The 15983-nt window shown below is 41.7% G+C and carries 14 protein-coding genes, 1 riboswitch and 1 other annotated feature; of the genes, 5 read left to right on the top strand and 9 right to left on the bottom strand.

What is annotated here, in order from left to right; translation table 11 throughout:
• Positions 1–25: 25 nt before the first annotated feature.
• The 6 genes from hisH to Vgang_RS04865 form a co-directional block, all read right to left on the bottom strand.
• Positions 26–655 carry an imidazole glycerol phosphate synthase subunit HisH gene (gene hisH / locus Vgang_RS04890; protein ID WP_105902788.1) on the bottom strand — a complete coding sequence of 210 codons (630 nt, stop codon included), beginning with the start codon at positions 653–655 and terminating at the stop codon, positions 26–28.
• On the bottom strand, positions 655–1722 hold the full coding sequence (gene hisB, locus Vgang_RS04885) for a bifunctional histidinol-phosphatase/imidazoleglycerol-phosphate dehydratase HisB (protein ID WP_105902789.1): 1068 nt from the start codon (positions 1720–1722) through the stop codon (positions 655–657). Before hisB ends, hisH begins: the two co-directional genes overlap by 1 nt.
• Positions 1723–1773: 51 nt before the next feature.
• The gene (gene hisC, locus Vgang_RS04880) at positions 1774–2814 is read right to left on the bottom strand and encodes a histidinol-phosphate transaminase (RefSeq protein ID WP_105902790.1); all 1041 of its coding nucleotides are present in this window, start codon (positions 2812–2814) and stop codon (positions 1774–1776) included.
• An 18-nt stretch (positions 2815–2832) separates the two neighbouring features.
• Positions 2833–4125 carry a histidinol dehydrogenase gene (hisD, locus tag Vgang_RS04875; protein WP_105902791.1) on the bottom strand — a complete coding sequence of 431 codons (1293 nt, stop codon included), beginning with the start codon at positions 4123–4125 and terminating at the stop codon, positions 2833–2835.
• A 6-nt stretch (positions 4126–4131) separates the two neighbouring features.
• Positions 4132–5028 (bottom strand): ATP phosphoribosyltransferase, encoded by an 897-nt coding sequence (gene hisG, locus Vgang_RS04870; protein ID WP_105902792.1) that lies wholly within the window; start codon positions 5026–5028, stop codon positions 4132–4134.
• A 78-nt stretch (positions 5029–5106) separates the two neighbouring features.
• Positions 5107–5234 (bottom strand) — a sequence feature (His leader region).
• 236 nt (positions 5235–5470) lie between these two features.
• Positions 5471–7054, bottom strand: a complete 1584-nt coding sequence (locus Vgang_RS04865) for a Na+/H+ antiporter NhaC family protein (protein ID WP_105902793.1) — start codon at positions 7052–7054, stop codon at positions 5471–5473.
• A 116-nt stretch (positions 7055–7170) separates the two neighbouring features.
• Positions 7171–7406, bottom strand: a riboswitch (Lysine riboswitch).
• A 437-nt stretch (positions 7407–7843) separates the two neighbouring features.
• On the opposite strand from Vgang_RS04865, the gene Vgang_RS04860 reads away from it, so the two are divergent.
• Entirely contained in the window at positions 7844–8260 is a 417-nt protein-coding gene (locus tag Vgang_RS04860) for an H-NS family histone-like protein (RefSeq protein WP_105902794.1), read from the top strand.
• Positions 8261–8370: 110 nt separating this feature from the next.
• On the opposite strand, the gene Vgang_RS04855 is transcribed toward Vgang_RS04860, so the two are convergent.
• The 3 genes from Vgang_RS04855 to Vgang_RS04845 form a co-directional block, all read right to left on the bottom strand.
• Entirely contained in the window at positions 8371–9675 is a 1305-nt protein-coding gene (locus Vgang_RS04855; protein ID WP_105902795.1) for an inosine/guanosine kinase, read from the bottom strand.
• A gap of 178 nt (positions 9676–9853) precedes the next feature.
• Positions 9854–10492, bottom strand: a complete 639-nt coding sequence (locus tag Vgang_RS04850) for a DUF2057 family protein (protein ID WP_157946034.1) — start codon at positions 10490–10492, stop codon at positions 9854–9856.
• A 75-nt stretch (positions 10493–10567) separates the two neighbouring features.
• Positions 10568–11584 carry a porin gene (locus Vgang_RS04845; protein WP_105902797.1) on the bottom strand — a complete coding sequence of 339 codons (1017 nt, stop codon included), beginning with the start codon at positions 11582–11584 and terminating at the stop codon, positions 10568–10570.
• A 627-nt stretch (positions 11585–12211) separates the two neighbouring features.
• Here Vgang_RS04845 and dinG point away from each other — a divergent pair.
• From dinG to rsmS, 4 genes are all read left to right on the top strand, one after another.
• A complete protein-coding gene (gene dinG, locus Vgang_RS04840) occupies positions 12212–14293 on the top strand; it encodes an ATP-dependent DNA helicase DinG (protein ID WP_105902798.1) in 2082 nt (693 codons plus the stop codon).
• Between the two features lie 34 nt (positions 14294–14327).
• Positions 14328–15098 (top strand): TSUP family transporter, encoded by a 771-nt coding sequence (locus tag Vgang_RS04835; RefSeq protein WP_105902799.1) that lies wholly within the window; start codon positions 14328–14330, stop codon positions 15096–15098.
• Between the two features lie 80 nt (positions 15099–15178).
• Positions 15179–15742: a primosomal replication protein gene (locus tag Vgang_RS04830; RefSeq protein WP_105902800.1), complete on the top strand. Its 564-nt coding sequence runs from the start codon at positions 15179–15181 to the stop codon at positions 15740–15742.
• Complete coding sequence (gene rsmS / locus Vgang_RS04825; protein WP_105902801.1) at positions 15732–15902, top strand: pleiotropic regulatory protein RsmS; 171 nt, start codon at positions 15732–15734, stop codon at positions 15900–15902. The genes Vgang_RS04830 and rsmS overlap by 11 nt, the downstream gene beginning before the upstream one ends.
• Positions 15903–15983 lie beyond the last annotated feature (81 nt).

The raw sequence follows: 15983 nt of genomic DNA, 5'->3' as shown, positions 1-15983 counted from the left end.
TTCAAATAATTTACAGCTTTAAAAACTAGAGCTCTAAAAAATTCTGAATCAACTTCGAGCCCGCCTTAGACGAACGTTCTGGGTGAAATTGTACCCCATAATAATTGCCATTTTGGACCGCAGCGGTAAATGGGTTGCCATAATCGCAACTGGCAATGGTATAATCGCCGACAGGCATCGCATAGCTGTGTACAAAATAGAAATAGCTATCAGCCGGAATGTCTTTAAACAATGGATGACCCGCTTTAGGTTGAATGGTATTCCAACCCATGTGTGGCAATGGCAAATCCCCGGTATCCATTAAACGGACTTCACCATCGCACAGGCCTAAGCAATCCACAACCTCATTGCCTTTCTGACCTTTTTCTTGTGATAAACGACCGAGTAATTGCATCCCTAGGCAGATACCAAGTAGTGGCTTTTCTACTTGCTTGACCAATTCAATCAAGTTGCGCTCTGCCAGGTTTTTCATCGCTTCACTTGCCGTACCCACTCCCGGCAAGAACAGTTTATCCGCTGCTAATACCACTGCCGGATCTTTTGAAATCGAGACTTGGTAACCCAGACGTTCAATGGCAAAACGAACCGAAGACACATTGGCACAGCCAGTATCAATAATGACGACTTTTTGTGTTTGCGTTGCACTTTGTGACATTACAACACCCCTTTACTGCTTGGCAGTTCATTGCCTTCCACTTTAATCGCTTGACGCAAAGTACGACCAAACGCTTTAAACAAACTTTCAATAATGTGGTGATCGTTATCGCCAGTTGACGATAGGTGCAATGTACAAGCAAGCGTATCAGTTAATGAACGGAAGAAGTGCACCACCATTTCAGTTGAGAGGTCACCTACTTGAGGGCGGCTAAACTTGGCATCGAATTTCAGATATGGACGACCCGATAGATCCAATGCACATTGCGCTAAACACTCATCCATCGGCAGGCTGAATCCAAAGCGACCAATGCCACGTTTGTCACCTAGCGCTTCTTTCAGAGCTTGACCAAGTGCCAGTGCGGTGTCTTCAATGGTGTGGTGATCATCGATATGCAAATCACCATCGACTTTAGCAATCATTTGGAAACCACCGTGGGTCGCGATTTGATCGAGCATGTGATCAAAAAAGCCCATGCCGGTTGAAATTTGATTACCACCTTGCTCATCTAAATTCACGCGAATTTTAATGTCGGTTTCTTTAGTGGTACGCACGACTTCGGCAATACGTGGCTGGGTAGTCAAATCTTTTAAGATATCTAACCAATTCATGGTTTGAGGGTTGTACTGAATACCGCGAATCGCCATGTTTTCTGCCAATTGCAGATCCGTAACGCGGTCACCAATGACAGCCGAGGTTTTAAAATCCACTTTGCCTTGTTGCAGATAATCTTTCACTAAGCCCAATTTTGGCTTACGGCAAGAACAATTATCCGCGTCAAAATGTGGACAAATCAACACGTCATCGAACTTCACACCTTGTGAGGTAAAAATATCCATCATCATGTTGTGTGGTGCGTCAAAATCCGCTTGTGGGTAACTGTCAGTACCGAGGCCATCTTGGTTGGTCACCATCACTAAACGGTAGCCGGCATCTTGCAGTTTTAACAACACAGGAATGACGTTAGGTTCGAATTTCAATTTATCTAAACGATCAACTTGAAAATCTTCTGGTGGCTCGACAATTAAGGTGCCATCACGATCAATAAAAAGAATTTTTTGGCTCACATTGCTTTCCTTTTCTGAGCAGCCGCCAAAACATACCTGGCGGCTTAAATCTTATTGCAGAGTATTTCGGATAAAACTCAGTGTTTTTTCACACTCTTCTCGGTTACCGATACTAATGCGGACGCAGTTTGCAATGGGTGAATTACGCAAAATGATGCCATTATCCCAGGCAGCTTTAAATACTGCGTCCCCATCTTCAAATTTCACTAATAGATAATTGCCCCAGCCATCATAGACGGTCACACCATTAAGCATACTTAAACCTGCTTGTAAGTAAGAACGGTTCGCACTGATGTCTAATACTTGATATTTCATACGTGCTAAGCCTGATTCAGACAAAGCTTGTACCGCGATATCAGCGACTGGAATCGGCACTGGATATGGCGCAATCACTTTGAGCAAAACGTTGATAAGCTCTTCATTTGCTAGAGTGAAACCACATCGCAAACCCGCTAATGCAAAGGCTTTAGACATGGTGCGCAAAATCGCAAGATTCGGATATTGTGCCAGTAAATCTACCGTTGACGCTTCAGGACAAAAATCAATATAAGCTTCGTCCATCACCACAATGGCGCGGTCTTTGGTCATTTCAAGTAAAGAAATGATATCTTCACGTTTAACTAAATTGCCGGTTGGATTATTCGGACTACAGACAAAGACAAGCTTGACATTATCGAGGCTGGCTTCAATGGTCGGTAGATCCAATTGCCAATCAGACGTTAGCGGCACAACTTTGCGCTCCACACCTATAGTCTCCGCACTGATCGCGTACATACCATAAGTGGGCGGACAATATAGAATCGCATCTTGATTGGGTTCGCAGAATGCACGAATCAATAATTCAATTCCTTCATCTGCACCGCGCGAGGTTAGCACTTGCTCAGGCTTAACACCGGCATAAGCGGCGTAACTCTCAATCAACGCTTTCGGCTGACATTCACTGTAGCGATTGAGGCGAGTATAAGACGTTTTATATTCATTATCGAACGGCGATTCATTGGCATTGAGCCAGACATCACCAGAGCCACCAATTCGGCGTGCAGACAAGTAAGGCGTTAACGCTTGAACTTGCTTACGGGCTAACTTTTCCATGTTAATTCCTTACTTAACTTATTGCTGATTAAGCTTTTCGATACGAATCGTCACGGCACGCTTGTGAGCATCAAGACCTTCCGCTTCCGCCATCGTGACCACGGTTGAGGCCAAGCCTTGCAAACCTTCTTTACTCAATTCCTGTACCGTCATACGTTTAGAAAAATCCGCCAAACCTAGGCTTGAATATGTTCTCGTGTAACCATACGTTGGTAATACGTGGTTGGTGCCCGAGGCATAATCGCCCACCGATTCTGGTGACCATTGACCTAAGAAAATGGAACCTGCGTTATCCAATAAAGGCAGTAATTCGCGTGGATTTTTCGTTTGAACAATCAAGTGTTCAGGGCCATAGAAGTTGGAAATCGACACACATTGAGTGAGTGACTCAGTAATCACAATCAAACTCGAGCCCAAGGCTTTTTCTGCAATCTCACTACGAGACAGTAGTTTTAATTGCTTTTGCACTGCTTCCGCGACTTGATCAGCAATCATTGGCGACGGTGTAAGTAAAACCACTTGTGAATCGGGCCCGTGTTCAGCTTGAGAAAGGAGATCTGCCGCCACAAAATCGGCATCCGCCGTCTCATCAGCAATCACTAACACTTCTGAAGGACCCGCTGGCATATCGATTGCTGCGCCACGAAAATCATTACTGACTTGACGCTTCGCCTCGGTTACAAAGGCGTTGCCAGGACCAAAGATTTTATCGACTTTGCTGACGGTTTCAGTACCATAAGCCATGGCTGCAACGGCCTGTGCCCCACCGACGTTGTACACTTCATCAATGTTACATAGCTTAGCGACGTACAAGATTTCATCTGCGATAGGCGGTGGTGAACATAACACCACTTTACGACAACCCGCAATTTGCGCTGGAACGCCTAGCATAAGCACAGTTGAAGGTAATGGCGCGCTGCCACCGGGAATGTATAAACCCACTTTGTTGATCGCGCGAGTGACTAATTCACACACCACGCCTGGTTGAGTTTCTACGCTTAATGGCTGCGCTTTTTGCGCTTTATGAAACGCTGAAATATTTTTATGAGCTTGCTCAAGTGCTTGCTTCATTTCATCTGATAAGCGCGCTGAAGCTTGCTCAATTTCTTGCTCGGAAACACGAATTGATTCAGGCTGCGCTTTATCAAACTTTGCTGTTAATGCTTTAAGAGCCGCATCACCCTCTGCTTTAACTTGATTGAGCACGTCAGTCACGATCGATGTTATGTTAGCACCGTCACTGATTGCTGGACGCTCAAGTACTGCACTTTGTTGCTCTTCACTTAATGATTGCCAGACCACCGTTTTCATCTTGCTTTACTCCATCATTTTCTCAATTGGCAGCACTAAGATAGAACTTGCGCCAAGCTCTTTTAAGCCTTCCATCGTCTCCCAAAAAAGATTTTCAGTACTGACAAGGTGAACGGCTACGCGATTTTTTTCTTGAGATAATGGTAAAACCGTTGGGTCTTCTGCGCCTGGTAGCAGTTTTTTGACTTGCTCTAGCTTATCCGTTGGTGCGTGCAGCATGATGTATTTCGACTCTTTCGCTTGAATCACGCCCTGCATACGAGTCAGTAGTTTATCAATCAGAATAGAGTGTTCGGTTGAGAACTCACCAATACGTTGGATGAGGGTTGCTTTAGAGCGGAAGATCACTTCCACTTCTTTTAGGCCATTGGCCTCTAATGTTGCACCGGTTGAAACTAAATCGGCGATGGCATCAGCAAGCCCTGCACGTGGTGCGACTTCAACAGAACCGGTTAGCATACAAGTGCTGAAATTGATACCTTGTTCATCCATGTAGCTTTTCAATAAGTGAGGGTATGTGGTCGCAATACGTTTGCCTGCAAGGTCTTGTGGGCCGTTATATGCTTCGTCTTTATCAATCGCAATTGACAAGCGGCAACCACCGAAATCTAAACGTCGTAGTGCCTTAAACTCACAAGGAGCGCCTTCTGTTTTACGGTCTAAGCGAACTTCCTCAAGTTCATTTTCACCAATGAAACCTAAATCAACCACGCCATCCATGATAAGTCCTGGAATGTCATCATCACGTACCAACAGTAGATCAATCGGCATGTTTTCGCTGTGAACCACTAGGCGCTCGCCAGCAATATTAAATTTAACGCCGCATGTTTTAAGTAGTGTTTGGCACTCTTTACTCAAGCGACCTTTTTTCTGAATGGCAATTCGAAGACGTTTGTTTTGCATTTCTCAATCCCTGTATTAATTACTTAATTCGATTGGCGAAGACCCTGATACGAATTTCGCCAAATATTTAGTCCTAAAATGAAAAAACCCCCGGAGAGAAAACTCTTCCGAGGGTTTGAATCTTGTCACTGATTCAGCGCCGGAAGAGATATCTTCCGGATGCACATACTCACCCGCAAGATATTACAGGATGATGGTGATGATGAATGTTCATATCAAATGTGCGCATGTTATTTCAGTATCTCAATCAGTTTCTATGTCTTCACACTAACCAAGCTGCCTGTATTTTTCAACCCTTTATTTTAATTATTTTCAAAATAAAATGTTGAGCTGTATTTCACTAATTGATCGTCTTTATTAGCTCAAGCTCTCTTATCGGTAAAGCTAATAAAAATCCGAGTCGTTTCCCACTCGGCTGTTCGACATTGCTCAGTTTATGACGTTATGCTGCCGCTTTTTTCATTTTAGATTTTGAAATCGCTGACATAACCGCACATACCACCACAAAGGTCACAGTCGCTGCGCCAAAGCCTATCGCAGAAGAGTCTGTTAAACCAAGGACGATAAAGCCCACACACGCGACTAATGCGGTCGCTAGCGCATAGAGTAACTGCGTTGAAACGTGATCAATATGATTACAGCGTGCACCGGTTGAAGACAAAATCGTGGTATCAGAAATTGGTGAACAGTGATCGCCAAATACTGAACCCGCTAATACTGCACTTAACATTGGTAACATCAATGCAAGGTCAGTGGCACCTGCTAAGTCACCTGCTATCGGTAACATAATGCCAAACGTACCCCATGAAGTACCGGTTGAGAACGCCATCACGCCAGAAAGAATAAATAGCAATACTGGCAACCAATGTACGTCAATATTACCTTCCACTAAGGTAGATAAATAAGCCCCTGTTCCCATATCTTTGATAACCGAGCCAATGGTCCAAGCAAAGGCCAAGATCAAAATCGCGCCAAACATGGATTTTGCGCCAATCCATAGCGTGATCATGGTGTCTTTGGTTGGAATTTTTTGCTTAAAGACGGTGGCTAAAGCACAGATAAGGCCAATTAACGCGCCATAGAAAAGTGATTGGCCTACGTTAGTGTTCTCAAATGCTTTTAAAATAGAGAATGGTTGTCCATCCGCAGCCAGTGCATCGGCACCAGAGCTGATCATGAAATATACCGTCGCAACGATAAGCGCAACAATTGGCAGAATAAGGTTCGATACCGTGCCATCTTTACTTTCGTTGATTTCTGACTCTTCTGTTAAATCAACGGCGTTGTCATCGTTATCATCAGTTCTGCCTTGATTAGCGGCAATTTCATGGCGACGCATTGGACCAATATTCAAATCGAACCAAACAACAGCAAACACCATTAATAGCGCAAAAATCGCATAATAGTTCATTGGCACTAAGCGCATATATGCACCTAACGCGGTATATTCCGTAATACCATGAGAGACAAGGATGCCACTGACTACCGTCATAATGTAGGCACCCCAGCTAGAAGCCGGCATGATCACACACATTGGGGCGGCGGTAGAATCAAGAATGTAGGCCAATTTCGAACGAGAAACGAGGAATCGGTCTGTTACAGGTCGAGAAATGGCGCCCACGGCTAAACTATTAAAGTAATCATCAATAAAAATGAAAACGCCTAACCAAGCTGCCAGCAATTTAGCACCACGTTTACTTTTAATGCGCTTTTGAGCCCATTCAGCAAAGGCATAAGTACCGCCTGATAACGTCAGCAACGCTGTCATCATGCCGAGTAGAATTAGGAAAAGTAAGATAAAAATGCTGTCCCAATTCAAACCACCATCGCTAATAAATACGCCAACCACAGTAGAACTGGTGTAGCTTAAAGTATCAAGCAATGAAAAATCGGTTAGCAACAATGCGCCAAGGATGATGCCCAAGCCAAGCGAAAGTAAAACACGTCGCGTGATAATTGCCATGGTTAAGGCAAGCGCGGGCGGTAACAGCGACGCGGCTGAAGAAGTAAAATCGATTAAGTTCATGATCAAAAAAACCAAAATTGGTTAGAGATCTACTGCAGAAAGGATATTGTTGAAGAATGGTTCGTAAAACAATAAAACATCTTGTTGATAAACGTTGAAAGCCAATACTTTCATGTGTCTACAGTAGCGCTCCATAGCCTAAATAAACCACATATCGATTAAAGTATATACGATATGCAAACTATGGCAGTGTTACACTTATTTAATGTAACCCCAGCAAGTGGCTGTGATAAACCGTAACCAACCAATACGCACCAGTTGGCCCTCACTTCGGCAATAGTTCCTTTCATACGCTCTCAAAGGCATCACCCTAAAACGTATTACTGATAAATATTGCGCCTCTACATCAGACTAAAACATTCGCCTTATAAATAGCCTTTTAATAGGCCATTCACAAAGGGTTCTAGCAAGATTTGGCACATTGTAATGATCGAAAATCAAATGGCAAGAGAAAACTCGACAATTTCATCCTCGAAGATTTCACCTACCAACATTTATTGGTAATTTTTAATCACTAAATTCATCTAAAAATAAAGTGTTCAAACAAGAGTTTATACCTAAAATTTTTAAGTCTAGGGAACTAATAATTAAACACTCGGTCTAGAAACAACATTGATGGTATCTTTTAAATTATCACAGCAAACTTAACTGGAATCTAAATCCAAATTTTAGTTATTTTTTTAATATGCTTTTGACTAACAATCGGTTCGAATATAAAATTAGCTAAAATTTACTTATGAGCATATTATTAGTGAATCAATTTGAGCATTTTATTGCAAGGGACTTTATATGTCGGAAATCAAAAAATCAGCACTTTTAAATATTCGTAGCCTTCGTGCATTCACTCGTGATGAATTTACACTGCAAGAAGTTGAAGAACTATTAGAAAAACTCACTACTGTTGTTGAAGAAAGAAGAGAAGCAGAAGAAAAAGAATTAGCAGAGCAAGCTGAACGCGAAGCTAAACTAGCAGAATATGCTCAAATGATCGCAAAAGACGGTATTGATCTGGAAGATTTAATTGCAGCAATGAGCGGCTCTGAAACCAAATCTAAATCACGTAAAAAGCGTACTCCTCGCCCAGCAAAATATGAATACATGCTAAATGGCGAACGTAAAACTTGGACAGGTCAAGGCCGCACGCCTTCTGTTATCCAAGATGCGCTGGATGCAGGTAAATCAATTGATGAATTCTTAATCAAATAAGTTTTATTGATTAGTGAAAAGGGAGCGTAATGCTCCCTTTTTCGTTTTATATGCTTAAGTTAATGCAAGATTCACTTAAGCATAAGGCTAACTCACCTATCGAGGTATGATTACCTTTCCCAATACGCTTCTTCTAAGCTGTCTTCTTTTTCAGGTAAACCACGTGACAAACGAGGAGAATGCTGTGCCAGAACTTCATAACTTACTCGGTTTGCATATTTACATACCTGAGAAAAAGAGGAATAAGTTAAAAACGGATGTTCATGCTTACTCGAATTAGGGATATTTTCTTTGTGATATTTATTTGCCGCCATGTCATGCAAAATAGCAGACAGTGCCGCATCACCTGCCCCGTTGGTATTTTTGATTTTTTCAGGGCCCCCCATATAAGGTGCAATATGAGAATAAACTTTAATAGGCTCTTTACACTGAGAACGAATGGTTGGACGACTAAACTCATATTGATTGAATTCTGCAATTGAGCCCGGCAATAAAGGTAGAGTTGTCTGACGTTTCGCTTCATTTTCCGTATAACCTGCCATATATAAGCCAACAGGTCCTGCAGTACACAATACCAAATCAACCCACTCTAAAGCCGCGTCAGAAGCTAATAAAGGATCATGTTCACCAGTTAAGGCTTCAGCTTCTTCTTCATTCATTGCAAGAACAGAAACATGTTGTGCAATAAAATCACGCCAATATTCAGGATCATCTTGAATCACATATTTCGTACCGAGTGTGAGCACAACAGGCACATCATATTTTTTGGCGTATTCTATGGCTTTCATTGTTGCTTCTGGCATCGGATCACCAGGTTTACAACGAACTAAATAAGCGGTCAAAACCAAAGCAGATGCACTTTCAAAAATAGACTCAGGAATGCTACTTGGTAATAACTGGTTCATCTTACCTTCACTAATCGCAAAAGTTCGCTCACCATTCTCACTGATTAATGCAAAACAGCGACCAATCGCCCCTTCGACTCCTTGCAAATAATTTAAATCCATACGGCTTGAGGTATTACATAAATAACGGTAGCCATAACTGCCGATTTTGATGTTATTACTCATTACGCCTAATAAGGTGGAACGATCATCAGCTAATACAGAATAATTGTGCAAAGTATTACCAATGGTGCCACCAGCAAACTCATCCGTAATTAAATCAAACTGCTTTAATTCGTCGTACAAGGCTTCCGCTCTATCATCATCAATAACCAGTGAGTGCCCTTTACTTAATTGGTATTTTTCAATGAACTCATCGCTTACATTCGCTTCAATATCCACTAAAGTTTGATCGATACCAATAATATGAGTTAGTGACATTTGTTTGCTTTCTTGAGCTTGGCTCACAAGTGGATCACGAGCATCAACAGGAAAGTAGTGTTTGGATTTACGTTGGCCAGGGAATTTCATAGTCGTTGTATATATAGTGGACAGGAAAAAGAATTGTAGCCATCAATCTGCATTGCAGCAATATGACAAGCAATAGCAACCGTTTGCACTCATCAGAAATTTGTTTTTAGGCCAAATGATAAGTTGAGTGATAAAAAAAGCGACACATAGGCCGCTTATTTCACCAAAATATAAAGGGTTACTTTTGATCAATTAACCATACTTGAAAGGCTTTTTTCTCTTGCGGTGTTGCCTTTATATACCATGCTTTTAATTGAGCCACATTTTCTGAATCGGCTTGTCGTTGAGCTTCTACCGGTAAAAATTTAGTGGCTACCGATGCTGCCCCAATCGCTGCAACACCGCCACGTAGATTATAATCCATAACATCTTCGATAAAGTTGCGGCCGAGTTGTACACCTTCAGCAGATAGAGGCTCTTGCTTAACTTCAACTTTATTTTCAGCACTATCAACTAAAGACCATTCAAAATCCGAAATACCATTACGTGCTTGGTTCAAATCTCGATATTCAGGTAACACAAACTTCAACTCATCATCTTGAGCAGTAAATTTAGCCACAATCACGTCACTGTATACTTGGCGTAAGGTGTCATTTTCCATCACACTTGGCTCAAACTTAAACACGATTTGGCTTTCACCATCAGGTAAGACCAGTGTATTTTGACCAAATAAGCCACCCTTTTCTATTTTTGGTTTTAGTGAGTTAACCACCAACAAATTAATACTATCTGGAATTGGAATCTTAACCTCAGCATGTACCAATTGACTCACTAATAATGCAATGCAGCCTACTGCAGAAAATAGTTTCTTACTCATATACATCCCTTTATTTATAAACAAAAAAGCCCGGTAGAAACCGAGCTTTTATACTATCACAAGTTCTAGACTTGATTACCAGTAGAAACGAGCACCAAGACCGAAGTTTGTTTCGCTGTCCACTTGCTGTGCTTCAACTAGTTCTTGGTCTGTGTTGATGAAGCCTAAAGTTGTACCATCTGCATAACCTACTTCAGCAAATACGCGAGCCCAGCTAGCAAATTTGTACTCTAAACCAACGAATGCGTTGTTACCATGTTCACTTAGATCTGCATCATCTTCTTGTTGGTTTACGTATTCATAACCTGCGTATAGAGACGTTTTCTCAACGAATGTCCAGTAACCACCAACTGAAATAGCATTTTGGTCAATTTTATTATTGCTAGCATCACTTTCTAATTGAGAACCGTAGTATGTTGCACTCAATTGAAGAGCATCTGTTACATCGAAAATACCAGTTGCTTCGTAGTAAGTGTTGCTAAGGTCCATTCCATTAAAATCATGATTGCGGTTATAACCACCACCAGCATAGAAACTAAATGCACCAAATGATGCACCAACAAACCCTTCAAGGAAATCTTGATTACTTGAGCTATCATTGAAGCCGTATGCTGCTTTTACCCACCAATTATCTAAATCTAATGAGTATTTAATTTGAGAATCATTCAAAGCATCATTCAATTGTCCGTACAGGTTACCTGTACCACCAAAGAAGTAAGAGTAATCGGTACCACCTAAATCATCCGATACTGTCCAATCTTTACCAAATTGAATCGTACCGAAATCAGTTGCAAAACCAACCATGTGACGGCGAACGGTTACATCATTGCTATCGTTAGCTGGAACACCCACTTCAACTAAACCTAACACAGCAAAGTTGTCACTTACATTGTACTTAGCATCAACACCTGTGCGAGATGAACCTGTAGAAAGATCACCGTTATAATCGTCAGCATCCATGAATTTCATTTCTGTACGTAATTGACCATAGAAATCAACTGACGCGTCGTCGCTACTGTATATCTCTGCAGCGTTAGCTGCACCTGTGAATGCTGCTGCTGATACAGCAAGCGCTAAAAGCGATTTTTTCATAATAATCCACTGCCTTTTATTAATTTGAAATTCCCTTTGGGATTCCTTTCTTTATTGTTTTGTTACCTACCAGCAACCTGCCAGTAAGTAGTACATCTGATTCGCAAGCAAAGATTGCAATAAGTTCCCCAAAACTGTCAAATTTAATAAAAAAACCTAAAACCGATCACATAAAAAACATAAAAACAAACAAAATCAAACCCTTAAGAAAAATTCACCTTATTAAAAAACACTAAAAACACCAAAAAACTAAGCCTGCAAACTAGTTCTCATCATAAAACAACAGACAAGAAAGCTAAAAAAAACTAAAAACCTCATACTTTTAATCCAACAAACACCCTGTTTTCAGTATAAAACTCTAAATTGGACGGAAATCATACAAACAATCCATGCTCGTGATATTTCTGATTATTTTTGTGAACTTGGTCTTGTTTTTCATTACAAATAAATGAACGAAAGATTAATTTTTCGATATTTACTAGAAAATTACGGATCAAGCTCGCAGCTTTAAATGAAACGGATACAGTGTATTTTCTCGACATTTTGACTCAATAAATTGCCCCTCATTCAGGTTACTTAGATTAACCACTGTGATAATATCCAGTTGTTCAAATTTGAGAGTCCAGCATGTTATCCAGCAATATTCAAAAAGCCATTAAGCAAAGTTATCAAAATCTGTCACATCAACTTGATGGTTTTATTCCACGGCGGGCTCAAAATTACTTGGTTGCAGAAATTGCCAAGACCTTAGCGGGCACCTACCACAAATCAAATCGTATCATCGTGGCTGAAGCAGGCACCGGAATCGGCAAGTCTTTAGCTTATCTAATGGCATCCGTGCCCTTTGCTCAATTTAGTGAAAAGAAAATCATCATTTCGACGGCAACCGTGGCATTACAAGAGCAATTGATTAATAAGGATATGCCGTTATATCGCCGTTTAGTGGAGGCACCTTTTACCTTCATCTTAGCGAAAGGACGTCAACGGTATTGCTGTGCTGAGAAACTCATGCTGGCTTCTGGCAGCCAACAAGATGGACAACAGATAGCGATGTTTGAAACTAAACCAAAGAAAAATGACATCAAACAATTGAAAGATCTTTATGACGCCCTAGCGAACCAGAAGTGGGATGGGGATAGAGATTCTTGGCCAGAAACCATCTCTGATGATATTTGGAAGTTAATCGTGAGCGATAAGCACAGTTGTAATAATTCTATGCCGGCACATCGTGACTACCCTTTCCAAAAAGCGCGTGCCGATCTAGATAAAGCCGATGTCATTATTGCCAATCACAGCTTAGTTATGGCGGATGCCGATCTGGGAGGCGGTGTCATCTTGCCTGAGCCGGAACAAAGTATTTATATTTTTGATGAAGCCCATCACCTACCCCATGTTGCGCGAGAGCACGCTTCGGCTTCAGCGAGCTTAAAAGGTGCATCTGGATGGTTAGAAAGCTTGAATAAATCCGTAACCAAAATCGCAAACCTGACTGATGCAAAGCGTAGCTCACGTTTTCGGAATGAATTACAAGATTCTATTCAACAGCTTATTCCAGCGCTCACTCAACTGAGCAAACAATTAGCCAATAACGAATTTAAAGAACGCATTTATCGCTTTGAACATGGTGAATTACCAGCTTGGTTAGAAGAAGAATCAAAATCTCTCAAGCAATTAAGTAAGAAAGCTCACCAGGCAATGAATAAACTCGCAGACTTAATTTCAGAGCGTGTCAAAGATGGTGAAATATCTTCTCGTCTTGCTGAGCCGGCCCTTACTGAAGCGGGATTTTATTTGCAGCGCCTAGAGAACTTATCCAAAGTTTGGCACTTAATGGCTGAACCAAACCACGATAAAGGTGCCCCGCTAGCTCGTTGGTTTGAAATTAGCCCTGAGCGAGAAGATGACTACATTATCAGTGTTTCACCATTAGAAGTGGGCTGGCAATTAGATCGCCAACTATGGAGCCGTTGTTCAGGTGCCGTTTTAGTTTCAGCGACTATGCGAGCATTAAATTCATTCCAATACTTTGCCATTCAAGCGGGAATCAGCCAAAAACAGGAAGACGCCACGCAATTTTTAGCACTGTCTTCTCCGTTTAATTATGCTGAAAATGCAGAGTTATTGATTCCAAAACTGAAATATGAACCACAACATCCAGACTTTACTCAATATCTAGCAACCCTTTTGCCTGAGTATATTGAGCCTAATAAAGCGAACTTGGTGTTATTTTCTTCTTACTGGCAAATGAATCAGGTAGCAGAAAAACTCGCCACCTTAGCTGAAAAAGAAAAATGGAACTTACAGATTCAAGGTAAGCGATCGCGTGGTGAAATATTGAATAAACATCGTGCCTATTGTCAATTTGGGCAAACAAGTGTGATATTTGGTACGGGCAGTTTCTCAGAAGGATTAGACTTACCAGGCAAACTATTAGAAAACTTAATTATTACCAAAATACCTTTCGGAGTACCAACATCCCCCGTTGAAGAAGCGCATTCGGAATACATTGAGCAAAAAGGCGGAAATCCGTTTTTACAAATTTCCGTACCCGAAGCGAGTAAGAAATTAATTCAATCGGTTGGCCGTTTACTGCGTAAAGAGCAAGATTCTGGTAGAGTCGTGATTCTCGACCGCAGGCTAGTGACAAAACGCTATGGAAAATCCTTACTCGACTCGCTGCCGCCGTTTTCCCGTAAAATTGAATACTAGCCGATAACAGTCGGCGAAAAAGAAGAAGAACTCTATGGAAATGTTAGACCCAACGATGCTTATCATTCTGGGTTGTGTTGCTTTTGCTGCGGGATTTATCGATGCGGTTGCTGGCGGTGGTGGAATGCTAACGGTTCCTGCGTTGCTTTCGATTGGCCTTCCTCCTCATTTAGCATTGGGCACAAATAAATTATCCGCGACATTTGCGTCTTCAACTGCGGCGTTTACTTACTATAAAAAAGCACTGTTTACGCCTCGGTTCTGGTACCGCTCTTTTATTGCCACTTTCATCGGAGCGATAGGCGGCACACTCGCGGTCAATCTGATTAGCACCGATTGGTTAGACAAACTTCTCCCTCTGATCATTCTTGCTACGGCGATCTACACCATTTTTCATAAATCGCCTAAAGATAATCACAGCCTAATGCCTAATTTCGATGTGAAAACACACAAGAAACAAGTCATTCAAGGTTTGTCGCTTGGGTTCTATGATGGGGCGATTGGTCCTGGAACGGGCGCATTTTGGACCGTGAGCAACATGGTGTTGTACCGAATGAATATTCTGCTGTCTTCGGGTGTTGCTAAAGCCATGAACTTTACTAGTAACTTTACCTCTCTCATTACTTTTGCCATTTTAGGTCATATCAATTGGGCTCTAGGTTTCACTATGGGGCTATGCTTAATGGCAGGGGCTTATGTAGGGGCGCATTCTGCAATTCGGTTTGGCGCAGCATTCATTCGTCCGGTTTTTGTTACTGTGGTCTGTGTCATGGCGGTTAAATTAGCTTATGAAGCTTGGTTTTGATAAGAAAAGTTTTGATGAAAAAAGTTTTTATAAGCAGCGGTTTTATGGCTAAAAAGATTATGTTTTGATCGAGGAAATAAATGGCTCAATTTAATCAAATTGCACAAAAGCTAGAAGACTTATCTAAACAGGCGGCGCAAAGAGACCGCTTCAAAGGCGAACACCATCAACCACTATTTGATGAACATCTGTTTAGCGGTCGTTCTCGCCTGTTGGTGCCTTGCGTATCAGAAGCAAAAGCCACCTACGACAATATTATCCGAGAGCAACAAGCAAATCGTTTGACTCAATTACGAGCCGAGCATTTAACGCAAAAACTGGTCGCTCAAATGGAGGCAATTCAACGAGAGCTTGCCACCAGTAATATTCGCAATAACGAAATCAAGCACAGCAGCCATTATCGCAAACCCATTAATGAACTCTACCAAGATCTTGCCCAGCATCAAGAGTGGGAAATTCGATTAAAAGATCTAGTATTGAAAAAAACAAGCCAGCTAGAAAACTGTAGCAGTTTAGAGCGTTCCAAAGCACAGCAAGATCTCTTGGTAGCCGAACAGCGCTTAGAACGCTGCCAAGCTGCTAAGTTAAAAATAGAAAAGCAGATCACATTCAGAGAAAGACACAACCCAAGTAATGACTACTAATTCAGAATCACCTAGCCCACTAGATCATGCCCCGGCAGAGGTAAAACTCGCTGTCGATTTGATTTATTTACTCGAATCCAATGACATCGATCCAAATGTTGCACTTAAAGCATTAAAAATGGTTGAAACGGATTTGCAGAAGAAAATAGAAAAGAGATAGAGCCGAGAGCCGAGAGCCGAGAGCCGAGAGCCGAGAGCCGAGAGCCGAGAGCCGAGAGCCGAGAGCCGAGAGCCGAGAGCC

Source organism: Vibrio gangliei, from assembly GCF_026001925.1.
Taxonomy (GTDB): domain Bacteria; phylum Pseudomonadota; class Gammaproteobacteria; order Enterobacterales; family Vibrionaceae; genus Vibrio; species Vibrio gangliei.
This window is presented reverse-complemented; position numbering and strand designations above follow the sequence as displayed.